General features: G+C 74.9%; 1 protein-coding gene. It reads left to right on the top strand.

All coding sequences use genetic code 11. The features are described 5' to 3' along the window. Positions 1-519 (top strand): ABC transporter permease (locus PROKR_RS25890; RefSeq protein WP_036969438.1); only part of this gene is annotated, 519 nt, incomplete at its 5' end. Between the last annotated feature and the right edge of the window lie 227 nt (positions 520-746).

Below are 746 nucleotides of genomic sequence, written 5' to 3'. Positions count from 1 at the left end.
GCCGGTGCCGACCCGATGGCCCTGGTCGGCGCCCTGGAGACGCTGGCGGACACGGTCGGCGCCGACGTCGACAACGGGCTGCGGGCCGAGGTCGCCGACGACCAGATGCTGGGGATCATCACGGGCGCGACGCTCGGGCTGCTCGGCATCTCCGTGGTGATCGCCCTGGTCGGCATCGCGAACACGCTGGGGCTCTCCGTGCTGGAGCGGGCCCGGGAGCACGCCGTGCTGCGGGCGCTCGGGCTCACCCGCAGGCAGCTGCGCCGGATGCTCGCGACCGAGGCGGTGCTGCTGTCCGTGACGGCCGCCCTGCTCGGCACGGTGCTGGGCGTCGGGTTCGCCCGGGTGGGCTACGAGACGTTCGTGCAGGCTGCGCTCGACGCCGCGACCTGGCGGATCCCGTGGCTGGAGCTAGCCGCCGTCCTCCCGGTATGTGTCCTCGCGGGCCTGCTGGCCGCGGTCCTCCCGGCTCGCCGCGCCGCACGAGTCACCCCGGCGACGGCCCTGACCCTGGACTGACCTCGGGTCCGGGCTGCTGGGCAGCCTGGCTGCCGGCAGGCGGACCGAGCCACGACGACGTCCGACAGGACGTTGACCACAGCAGTTGCTGCCGGGCCGGCGTCCCGGCGGCAGGAACTGCTGTGGTCAACAGCCTTGTCGGACGGCGTCAGGTCGCCGGGGTCTCCAGGACCGCCATCGCTGCGGCGCGGCCAGGGATGCCGCTGACTCCCCCGCCGCGGCGGGCG

The organism is Promicromonospora kroppenstedtii DSM 19349, assembly GCF_000515355.1.
GTDB classification, from domain to species: Bacteria; Actinomycetota; Actinomycetes; order Actinomycetales; family Cellulomonadaceae; genus Promicromonospora; species Promicromonospora kroppenstedtii.
Note: the sequence above shows the minus strand (reverse complement) of the source record. Positions and strands in the feature narration are given on the sequence as shown.